Genomic DNA, 11,362 nt, shown 5'->3' on the forward strand with positions numbered 1-11,362 from the left:
TAGGCTTTCTGGATAAACAGAAAGCCTAATTTATTTTTGCTTGGAAAATTAATTTTAGTTTTTAATCTTTTTCAGCTCTGCAACCACTTTTTCCGCGTTGATGCCGGCACCTTCTTCCTGACTCATCATTTCTCCTTTTTTATTGAAAATGGATATGATATTAGAGTGAGAAAACTCGATTGGAGAGATTTTTTTATACTTCATCGATAGGATGTTGGCAAATTCTTTGGTATCGTCCTCGTTGCTTCTTAAAAAGATCCAAGGTTCTCCGTACATTTTATTGGTTTTAGCAAAAGAATTCAATTTCTCAGGAGTGTCGGTTTCCGGATCTATGGATACCAAAACCAGATTGGTTTCTTTTAATAAATCCTCAGGGATTTGAGATTTCACCTTTTTCATGTCGGCAACCAAAAGTGGACAAGCCGTTTTGCAAGTGGTGTAGATCATTACCACAATCATGTTCTTTCCTATCATGTCACTAAAGTGCATGTTTTTGCCATCCTGATTGGTCCATTCTGAGGATAAATTGTAAATGGAATTGGAGGGTAGGTATTCTATTTTTTGTTTGTCCTGGCAAGAGATCAGTCCCAATCCCAGCATCAACATAAGAATTAACTTTTTCATACTATTAAATATTTTTTTTAAGAAAATTATTTTTGATTTGTATAATTTTCGGGGGCATCTTTAGCACATCTAAAACCGAGATTCGACACAGAATAGTTCGCTTGAACGCTGGTTCTGAAGGCGAATCTCATAAATGCAGCATAATTGTAGATGTCGTTTGCAGAGATGGCAGATCCGGCACAACTAAGCTGTTTGTCGTCGAACTGACTTTTTCTAGAATCTCCCGTTGTTAGGGTTGAATTGAAATCCTCTGACCATTCCCATATCAAATCGAACATGTTGTATATTCCGTATGCATTGGGTTTGGATAGGGCAATCTCGTTGTATTGCTTGTTTTTTACATTGTACAAGTCGATGATATCCGAAGAGTACGAAGGTTTTTTCGTGGCATTCTTTACCACATCATCGGCTTGGGCAACAAATTCCCATTCGTCTTGGGTTGGCAATCGTTTGCCCACACTTTCAGAATAGGCTTTGGCTGCAAACCAAGAAACATTGCAAACCGGACTGTTGGGTTTGTAATTTTTGGGCAATTCAAAATCGGATGGCCAATCTTTCAAATAAGTAGAGTCTGCATAGATGGCTTTTATCTTGCTTTTGCTCCATTGTGGATTTTTCTTTACAAATTCTAGAAACTCTGCATTGGTTATTGGCGTTTCATCCATCAAGAAAGGTTTTACGGTGACCAAGGTATCTTTTCTCCCGTAAAAAGGAGTGTATTGTCCACCTTCAATAAAAATCATTTTTTTGTTGGAAACGATTTTTTCATTCTTAACTTTTTCTTTATTGGCAACATATTTTTTCTCTTGACCGGATTGACAAGAGTGTAAAAATGCCAGACATAGGATGATCCAAAAATTCTTCATAGAAAAAAAATGGGGCTCTTTAGGAGCCCCTTCAATTATTTATTTAACTTTCTTAAAAACTTTTTCGTTTTCGGCTCCAGTAACTTTAAGTTGCGCTAAAGCTCCTTTGTTGAATACTCTAAAGATCGAGTGATCCACGATGTTGTACACACCCGGAACCTCTACTTTGAACTCTACAATTGCAGATCCACCAGCAGGGATTAGGGTTGTTTGTACATTTTTGTTGATCATGTCTCCACCTTCTACATATACTTTGTCAAAGATTTCTCCGATAACATGGAAAGAAGAAGTTAGGTTTGGTCCACCGTTACCAACGAATAGTCTTACGGTTTCTCCCACTTTTGCTTCCAATACTTTTGGACCTAACATGGAGCCTTTTCTACCGTTGAAAACTACATAATCAGGGTTTTCAGCGATACCTTTTTCTAGATCAAATTCGTGGAAACCTTTTTGCTCGTACTTCCCTTTGATGTAGTACTCACCTTGCATGATGTAGTATTCTCTATCTACTTTAGGCAAACCTCCTTCTGGTTCTACCAAGATCAGACCGTACATACCGTTAGCAATGTGCATTGGTACTGGTGGAGCAGCACAGTGGTAAACATACAATCCAGGGTTAAGAGCTTTGAAGTTGAAAGAAGCTTCTTTACCAGGAGCTACGAAAGTAGCTTCTGCACCACCTCCAGGTCCATTTACAGCATGTAAATCGATGTTGTGTGGCAATGTGCTGCTTGCTTCGTTTTTGATGTTCAATTGAACTTCATCACCAACTCTTACACGGATGAACGACCCAGGTACGGTGTGGTTGAAAGTCCAAACTTTATATTTTACACCTTCATCAATTTCAGCTTCTTCTTCAGTAGTTACTAGGTTTACGATTACTTTTTTAGCTGCTCTATCCAAAACAGGTTTTGGTACATTAGGAGCTGCTGTTAATTCTAATGTTTCAGGTGTACCTTCTGCAGCGATTTCAATTGCATTGGTTCCAGCACCTCCATCAGTAGATTTTGCTTCACCGGGATTTTGTTTACAAGCTGTTAATCCTCCCATTAAGATTACAGCGGTCATGATTTTCAAAATTGACTTATTCATACGACTAAATTTTTTTACAAATGTAGATCTTAATCAGATAAATCTATCCTAATTGAATATGATTTTTATTAGTTTTAAACTTAATAAATGATGATAAATATCATTACTTGATTTAAGATGCGCAAATATATCAATATTATTTACATTTTTTGATAAATTTAATAATTAGAGGTTAATTTAGGATGATTATAAATATTATTAAAGTTAGTTTTTTATGATCTTTCCTGTTTCACCAATCATAATGCATTTGTAGGATGGGAATTTTTTCATCAATCGCAGTCCTTTGTTGTTGCCCATCACCATGATGGATGTACTCAGTCCATTGGCAAGGGTGGCATTGGGACCCATGACGGTTACGGAAATTAGCCCGGTTGAGGGCATCCCGGTTTTTGGATTGATGATGTGTGAGTATCTTTTTCCATCGATTTCAGCGTACTTTTCATAACTTCCCGAAGTGACTACCGCATTGTTGTTCATTTCGATTACATCATCGACTTCGTCGGGTTGAAACGGATTCTGCACTCCAATGTACCACGGCTCTCCATCGGGTTGTTTTCCCCATGTCGTAACATCGCCGGCAGCGTTGATGATTCCTGCTTTTACTCCAATTTTCATCATCAATTCTTTGGCTTTGTCGGCAGCATAGGCTTTTCCTATAGATCCAAAACCGATTTTCATGCCTTTATTTTTTAAATATAAAGTTGAATTCTTTTCATTGATGATGATGTTTCTATAGCCCACATTACGAACCGAGTTTTTGATTGCTTCAGCCGATGGCATGATTTTCATAGAGCCGTCGAATTTCCAAATTTTGTCCATGGCAACAATGCTGATATCGAATGCCCCGTTGGTGATTTTTGAAAAATACAAAGCTGTTTTTGTCAAATTTATGATCTCTTTGGATACGACAACAGGCTGTATTCCAGCAAATTTATTGACTTGTGAGATGGGAGTTTCTGACCTCCACTCAGAGATTTGGTTTTCTATTCGGTCTATTTCGCTTACTGCAAGGTCTATATTTTTGTTGATGCTCACAGTATCTTTTCCTACCAGTGTGATGTCGAAACGACTGCCCATCAAAGTCACCGAACGGGTAATTTGTATTTGTGAAAAAACAAATACTGCTTGAAGTAAGCAGAAAAATGAAATGAATTTTGAAATTTTCATGATGATTAATAACAGTCGGTCAACAGATACCCTTGGTTTTTATATTCGTCGAAGCTCAAACCATTTTCCAGGCTCAGTTCCTTCAATAACTTTTCTATGTCCTGTTGCATTTTTAGAGCACCACAAATCATGATGTATTCTTTGTTTTTAATAAGATCGATGAAAGTTTCAGTATCCTTTCTCACCAAATCCATTACATAGTGTTGTTGCTCGCCTTTAGAAAAAGCCATTTGAAAAGAGGCCAGCTTTCCTTGTTCTATTTGTTTTTCCGAAAAGTTTTGATACGATTTTGTCAATTGATTGTCGTGCCTAAAGCCGCAGTACAGATGGCTTTCGATCTTGTCCATATTTTCTTCTATCATACCAAGGAAAGGTGCAATGCCGGTTCCGTTGGCGATCATGATGACTTTTTTTGCTTTTTTGGGGAAATGAAATTCTACATTTTCCATCAATCGTGCTTTTATTTCGTCGCCTTCTTTCAAGCGATGAAGAAAGCCCGATCCCAAACCGTTTTCGTGTAATTTTACCACCAATTGTACGGTTTCTTCCACTTTTCCTACGGAATAAAATCTTTCGGTATGATCATTTTTTGGGTAAATAGCCATCAAATCTCCGGATTGGAATTTTAATTTTGCCTTAGGTTTCAAATAGACTTTGAAAGTGGTTGCTTCATCTACAATCTCACTTCTGCCGGTAACAACAAATTCCTTTAGATGCTCGACTTTTTGTTGATACAAAGCCGGTGTTGTCGCTAATGGAATAAGAGTTTGGCTCGCCCAATTTTTCACCCATTCAGTAAATTCAACGGTCGATTTGTCGTTTACTTTATGCATAGAAGTGATGATCTCTGCCCAATCTTTTCCAGAAATTTTTTCCTGAATTTTTTCAGCATAAGCACAATAATCGTCATAGGATTTGGAACCAAAACCGACGATGCTCACCTGTATTTTTTTATTCTGATGGACTTTGTCCAATAGATTTAGAAAATGATCGGCATTGCTTGGGGCATCACCCAAACCGTAAGTTGAGGTCATAATGATCAGATGATCGGCTTTTGGAAACTCTTGATATTTGTTAAGTTCGGCTACAAATACTTTTTTGTTAATTGAAGTCAATTGCTTGCAGATGTGGTTGGCAAATCCCAGGGTAGAGCCGTTCTCGGACCCTATCAATAGGACGATTTCAGCATCATTTGCATTTCCGTTGTTCTTTATTTTATTGCGTGTTCTCTTGAAGGTAATTGCAAAACCGGTGTAGATGAATGCCAAAATGGAAAATGAAGTAATCCCCAATACCAAGGCCAAGGTAAAATTGCCTCTTCCGGTGTGCAATTTCAGATTCATATCTTCCCAAATCTCTGTTTTTGCAAGAGCTTGTTCTTCGATCACGGTACCGTTTATTTGATTCACCGTGATGTTTTTGTCTTTTAGTTTGATGATGAAGTTTTCTTCAGGATCGTCTTCGATAAAAGGGAATTCAATTTTTTTAACCTGAGACAATGCCGTGTTCTGAAAGATTGGGAATTCAGAAATTTTCAAGCTTTTGTACTTATTTACTTCATATTTTATTTTCTCAGTTTTTGGTTTTGGTAAATAATCAAAACGATATAAGAAAAGATAAGTTGCTGTAAGTGTGATGAATGCGATTGGAAGGAGCAGCAGTCGCCCGGATATCACATGTAGATATTGGGGAAGAGAATCTTTTTTTATTTTATCAAAAAAATGTTGTGCCCCTTGTTGCCTTTTCAAGATCAAAATTAAACCAGAAAAGCCCATCAGAAAAAGTAAAATAGAAACGATACCCACTAAATATCTGCCGGTTTCTTTTAAAAATAATGAACGGTGCAGTTGGATATTCCATTCGATAAATGAGCTTTTTACCAAAGGCTTTCCTAAAAATTTCCCGGTGTTGGGATCGATGTATCCTTTTACCGAATTGCCATCCGCATCCGATCCTTCTAAAAGCACAAAACCATTGTCATCAATATTAATCTCTGTGATTTCAGGATATATTTCTTTTATTTTTGGAATGGAAGTAGCAAGATTTAAGGATTTGAAATTTTCAACTTTGTAAGGTTGTAGATTTTCTTGTGCTGCATCATAAGCCAAGATAACACCTGTAGCCGAAGCCAAGATGAGAAACAAACTTGCGATAACAGCGATGGAAAGATGGGCAAATCTCCAGAGGGATACGGTCATTTTTTAGAAAAAATTATGGGTTAAAAACGACTTTTCCAAAGTCTCAAACTTTGGAAAAGTGTTTGTAGTATTGACAATTAAATTAAGATTTGATCAATTTTACATATCGGATGTAACCTTTACCTTCTGTTTTTTCGGAAACTCCAGCCTTTGTGAACGGAACTTCGGCATCAGAAACATGGTACTTGCCATCTTCAACTGCGGTTTCAAAACGGATTTTATACCCTTTGTCCAGGTATTTGTCATCCACGGAAATGTTGACAATACTTCTGTCGCCACCTGCAACCGATGCACCGGTTATTCCGTTAAGTTTTACTTTGTTTCCGCCCGATCTGTACCATTGTTTTAGCGTGTCGTGCCATTTTTTTTCTGGTCCCATCATGTAGAGTGTTTTCTCATATTTTCCTTGTGGGTTAACCAAAGAAACCACAATGTATGCACCTTCGCCACTATAATTGGTCATTTGTAACATGCATTTGTATTTGGAAGTTTGTGCGTTGGCAAATCCAAAAGATGCAAAAGTGAATAGGGTTACGAAACCGATTTTCAGAATATTTTTCATGTATGATTTTTATTTTTGATGAATAAATAGGAGTTGGGTTAAATGCTATTTTAAGAAATTGATGTCCACATTTGATTTTTTCAAGGCTTCATTTTCATTGGCCAAGTCAAAAGCAGTTTCGTCAAATTCAGTTTTCAAAGATTTATCTGCACCCAAAGATACTAAGTATTTCAAAACAACATCGTCTTTGGCAACCAAGGCAGCTTTGTGTAGAGCCGTCATCTTATCCTTATCCGTTGCATTAATGTTGATGTTGAAGTCGGCTAATTTTTTGAAAAGGTTAATGTCGTTTTTTGCTACCGCAAGGTGCAGTAGGGTAGAGCCGTCTTTTTGTGGATTTGCGAAATTAATCCCTGTTGTTTTTAGAATGTTTAACTTTTCAGAAAATTCATCTTTTTGTCCAGGTCTGCTTGGTCTATAGGATTGCACAAGATAATAGGCAAGATTGTTTCCTTTGCTGTCCAAAACTTTAGCATCTGCTTTTTTGTCCAATAAAAATGCAATGATTTCTGGAGCTCCATTTTTTACAGCGAAAGAAAGTGCAGATTCCCCATTTTTATTTACGGTATTGATGTTTTTTGTATGTGCTGCTAATAATTTGACATTGTCCAATTCATGACTTGCAGAAGCCATCATCAGAGGAGTGTTGCCTTCGGTGTCGGCTTTGTTGGCATCTGCACCTTTAGAAATTAGATAGGTAATAATTTCGGTTTGTTTAGGTTTTCTAGCAATAATTTGCAAAGCCGTTGTTCCATCCTCGGATGTTGCCATAGGATTTACTTTTACATCTTCAATCAGATATTTAAAGATTTCAATGCCATTAGAAGATCTTCTTGTTCCTTGTGCTGCATTGATGATGGCAGAACCGTGTGCTTTTATGCCTTGGGCTTGCAGTTTTTTTAGAAAATCTAAATTTCCAAAAGTTGCAGAATAGTCGAAAGCGGTATTTCCTTTGTCATCTGTATCGGTGATTTTCAATCCTTTGGATTCGAAAAGTTTTTGTAATTCACCATTTTTATCGTTTCCGATAGAAAGCAAAAGTACATTGGCACCGTTTTGATATTTTTGTTTGGGATTAACCCCTGCGTTGAAGAGCAATTCATAAATTTTAGGATTGTTTACTCCAAAAATTGCAGCGAAAGAAAGAGGTGTAAGACCTTTGTCATCCAAAAGATTGACATCCGATCCTTTTTTTATTAGGAAATCTACCGCTTCTACATTTCCAGACATGGCAGCCCAATGCAGGTACAAGCGACCATCGTGCGTCAGTTTGCTAGCAGAATTTCCGTTTTGCTCTACCAAAAATTTTATGGTTTCTATGGGGGCACCGTTGGTGATGGAAAGTGCTGCTGCATCAAAAGTATTTCCATTAAATTGGGATGGGCTGTTTCCTTTTTCAACTTCAGCTTTTACTACATCCACAGTGGGTTTGGATTTCCAAAATTCTGGACTTAGTAAAGAGTTTTTCTGTGCATTGAACATGAGTGAGCAAAGAAATAGGGCTGTATAAAGAATCTTTTTCATAACGATGCTTATTTTTATTTATTCTAATTAACGGCAAAAATAAAACATCGGAATGAAATAAAAAAACTTTTTTATCTTAATTTTAAACTACAAAACATGATTTTTATACATGTGTGTAAAATGCTGTTGCATTTAGAACCCGTTTAGAATTTTACCGAAATAATAATTCGGCTATTTCTAATCTTTCTTATCTGACTTTTTGTTTTCTATTTAGCGTATTTTGCATTTTAAATTTTTGTTTAAGCCCTCTAAAACTTCAATTTTAAAACTCAAAATCCACTAAATATCTATACAAAAAATCTAGATATAAAATTTATACAGGCTCTAAGAAGTTTTTTTTAAGGTATATTTCATTTTAAAAATAAAAAGCAAAGTGTAGAATACTCCCAATCCTACCAAATGAAATAAATTAGGAAGTTGGTCTATAATTGATCCACCACCTTGAACTACTAAAGTATAAATCCTTAAAAATGGAGTGGTTGGTAGTAAATTTGAAATCCATTGTATGGCTAATGGTAGATTTTCAAAAGGCATGGAATATCCGGTAATTAGAAAAATAGGGTAGGACGAAAAACCCATTAGTTGGATAATCAGCAAGGTGTTTTTGAAAAAACTTCCTATTAAAAACGCCATTGGAATCAGGCTAACAAAAAATACAGCGATCAAGAAATTAACCTCCCAAAAGCTCCCCCGAAAAGGCATATCGAAAACTGAAAATACTACGGTAACAAAAAATTGAGAAAAAATAAGATATACTAAAAAGTAAAATAAACCTTTACCTACCAATATGTTAGATGAAGAACCTGAAGCTAATTTGTTTAGTTCGCCTAATTTTTCATCTTTTCTTTCCAATGACATACTCACACAAAGTCCGATTAGTAAAGTTTGTTGAAGGATAACTGCCATTAATCCGGGTAAAAGAAAATTTCCATAACCTGTTTTTTCGTTAAATAAAGGTCTGTAATCTAATTTAATAGGATTGGTATTTGCCATTGCTTGGCTATCATTCATCCCTTGTTTGTTAAAATAAGTTTTCCGAACACCACCGCCAACGGTTAAGCAAATCGTAGTGAGATGTGCCGTAAGGTCGCTCGCTGGGAGAAATTTGGATGCGTTCACCGCCAAAGTTACATTGGATTGTTGGAGAGAAAGTATTCTTTTTTCAAAATCTTTATCGATAAAAAAATATCCGGCAGCTGTTCCTTTTCTCATCATTTCCTGAGCTTCGTCTAAACTAAAAGCTGGCAAAACTTTGACCATAGGATCTGAAGAAATTTCTTGGATTAAAGTCCTAGAAAGTGAGGATTGATCCGCATCCACTAATGCTAATGGGACTTGGGTTTCTACTTTGTTTATGTAGATACTTCCGTACATAAAAGCATAAAGCAAAGGAGCTCCTAACAAAGTAAGGAGTAAAGAATGTTCTTTAACAACCAATCGGATTTCCCGAAGAAAGAGTATTTTAATGGATTTGAACATTGGAAATTTTTCTATTTATTTTAAATTGATACGCCAAAATCGACAAACTGATGAATCCGAAACTCATCAATCCTAGAATCCATAATTCTTTTGAAAAATACCGTACTGGTAATTGCATAAAATAACCTTTCAAAAAACCATCTAGAAAATAAGTATAGGGCATAATGGCAGCATAATATTGGTCGTACCACGGCATGGCGGTTCTCGGAAAGGTAAAGCCACTAAAAACAAAAGCCGGTGAGGTGAAAAACAAAGCGACATCCGCACAAAGCATAACATCATCAAATATTGCAGAAACCAACATTCCAAAACCTATACAAGCGATGACCAAACCATTGTAGAGCAAGAAAAAATTAAAAGTTGTTCCTGTTTTTTCTAAATCAAATAAAGGAAAAACGATATACTGAATCATTAAAAAATGGATCCATGAAATACTCAATAATGCCAATAATTTACCTATGATAATATTGGAAGCCGAGTTTCCAGAGATTTGTAATAATTCTTGTAAGGAATTGGTTTTTAATTCCCAGTTGAGCAGTAAAACCGAAACAATGATAAACGCCATTTGGATGGCTACACTAATCAGTCCTGGAGTGAGATATTCCTGATAATTATAATCCGGATTGTATAAAGTATAAGTATTCAGTTTTATAGGTTGTATTAAAGCTGATGCTTGCTGTATCGGCATTCCTTGTTTGGTGAGTTTTTGTAAAACCACAGCCAAACCACCTTTTATCACAACGCCGGCAGCATCTTTATAAATCATCTTCGAGGCCACTAAAGAAGCAGCGTTGGTATAAACAACAATGGTTGCGGTTTTTGAATTTTTAACATCCTTTTCCAGATTTTTCGGAATATATACCGCACCTACTACTTTTCCGGAAAGGATAAGATTTTCGATATCTTTTTCACTTTTTGCTACTGTTGTAAAATTAATGGTTTTCGTAGCATTCATCATATCGGTAAGCTTTCTGGAAACTTCAGATTGATCTTCATCCCAAATAGCTACCGGAAGGTTTTCTGCAAATTTATTTTGATAAAGATATCCATAAAATAAAAATAATATCGGTGGCACGATAATTCCTACCACATAAAATACGGGCAAACTGAAAAGTCGTTTCCATTCTCGGAAGATGATTTTAAGAAGATTTTTCATTTTATTCTTCATTATGATTATCAAATCCATATTTCTTAAGAAAACCTTCATATTCATCAATAAAATTTTTATGTAAATGATGTTCTTTTTGATTTTTAATGTAGAAATAGATTTTTTCTAATTGTGATTCTGAAACCGAAAAAGCAGCATATCCAGTTTGCCATGCGAATTTTCCAGACATCAAATTGGATTGATTAATGATGTGCGAACTTACTCCTTTTACTGTTTTTATTACCTCGGCAATGGATTTTTGAGGATTTAATAAAAATAAACAATGTACATGATCTGGCATGCCATTAATAATCCTAACGGGACAGCCTAAATCTTTAAATTCATCATATAAAAATTGATGAATGGTTTTTTCGATTTCGGGATGAATAAGCGACTCTCTTAGTTTTGTTGCCCAAATTGCATGTATCCAAAGTTTGTTGAATGAATGTGACATGACATTGTTTTTTTATTTTTTTTCATTGCCCACGGTTTCAACAGTGGTGCTTTTGTAATGTTCCATCGTTGAAACGATGGGTTATGATCTCAAATATTTTTTAAAACCCAATCGCTTCATTATTTTTTTCATTGCCCACGGTTTCAACAGTGGTGCTTTTGTAATGTTCCATCGTTGAAACGATGGGTTATGATCTCAAATATTTTTTAAAACCCAATCGCTTCATTATTTTTTTCATTGCCCACGGTT

The 11,362-nt window shown here is 35.9% G+C and carries 10 protein-coding genes; all 10 read right to left on the bottom strand.

Annotated features, from left to right (window positions below; translation table 11 throughout):
- Positions 1–54: 54 nt before the first annotated feature.
- The 10 genes from EIY84_RS04225 to tnpA all read right to left on the bottom strand — a co-directional run bounded on the left by EIY84_RS04225 (position 55) and on the right by tnpA (position 11,113).
- Positions 55–624: an SCO family protein gene (locus EIY84_RS04225; protein WP_124640664.1), complete on the bottom strand. Its 570-nt coding sequence runs from the start codon at positions 622–624 to the stop codon at positions 55–57.
- Between the two features lie 26 nt (positions 625–650).
- Positions 651–1,490: a formylglycine-generating enzyme family protein gene (locus tag EIY84_RS04230; protein WP_124640665.1), complete on the bottom strand. Its 840-nt coding sequence runs from the start codon at positions 1,488–1,490 to the stop codon at positions 651–653.
- Positions 1,491–1,529: 39 nt separating this feature from the next.
- The gene (gene nirK, locus EIY84_RS04235; protein WP_124640666.1) at positions 1,530–2,582 is read right to left on the bottom strand and encodes a copper-containing nitrite reductase; all 1,053 of its coding nucleotides are present in this window, start codon (positions 2,580–2,582) and stop codon (positions 1,530–1,532) included.
- Positions 2,583–2,786: 204 nt separating this feature from the next.
- Positions 2,787–3,749 (bottom strand): FAD:protein FMN transferase, encoded by a 963-nt coding sequence (locus EIY84_RS04240; RefSeq protein WP_124640667.1) that lies wholly within the window; start codon positions 3,747–3,749, stop codon positions 2,787–2,789.
- A gap of 5 nt (positions 3,750–3,754) precedes the next feature.
- On the bottom strand, positions 3,755–5,947 hold the full coding sequence (locus EIY84_RS04245; RefSeq protein WP_124640668.1) for a PepSY domain-containing protein: 2,193 nt from the start codon (positions 5,945–5,947) through the stop codon (positions 3,755–3,757).
- An 82-nt stretch (positions 5,948–6,029) separates the two neighbouring features.
- Positions 6,030–6,509 carry a DUF2271 domain-containing protein gene (locus tag EIY84_RS04250; RefSeq protein WP_124640669.1) on the bottom strand — a complete coding sequence of 160 codons (480 nt, stop codon included), beginning with the start codon at positions 6,507–6,509 and terminating at the stop codon, positions 6,030–6,032.
- A gap of 45 nt (positions 6,510–6,554) precedes the next feature.
- Positions 6,555–8,033 carry an ankyrin repeat domain-containing protein gene (locus tag EIY84_RS04255; protein ID WP_124640670.1) on the bottom strand — a complete coding sequence of 493 codons (1,479 nt, stop codon included), beginning with the start codon at positions 8,031–8,033 and terminating at the stop codon, positions 6,555–6,557.
- Positions 8,034–8,357: 324 nt separating this feature from the next.
- On the bottom strand, positions 8,358–9,512 hold the full coding sequence (locus EIY84_RS04260) for an ABC transporter permease (protein WP_241154727.1): 1,155 nt from the start codon (positions 9,510–9,512) through the stop codon (positions 8,358–8,360).
- A complete protein-coding gene (locus tag EIY84_RS04265; protein WP_164472013.1) occupies positions 9,496–10,668 on the bottom strand; it encodes an ABC transporter permease in 1,173 nt (390 codons plus the stop codon). Before EIY84_RS04265 ends, EIY84_RS04260 begins: the two co-directional genes overlap by 17 nt.
- A gap of 1 nt (position 10,669) precedes the next feature.
- Positions 10,670–11,113 carry an IS200/IS605 family transposase gene (gene tnpA, locus EIY84_RS04270; RefSeq protein WP_124640673.1) on the bottom strand — a complete coding sequence of 148 codons (444 nt, stop codon included), beginning with the start codon at positions 11,111–11,113 and terminating at the stop codon, positions 10,670–10,672.
- Between the last annotated feature and the right edge of the window lie 249 nt (positions 11,114–11,362).

Origin of the sequence: Amniculibacterium aquaticum, from assembly GCF_003852705.1 — a bacterium.
In the GTDB taxonomy this organism is placed as follows: domain Bacteria; phylum Bacteroidota; class Bacteroidia; order Flavobacteriales; family Weeksellaceae; genus Amniculibacterium; species Amniculibacterium aquaticum.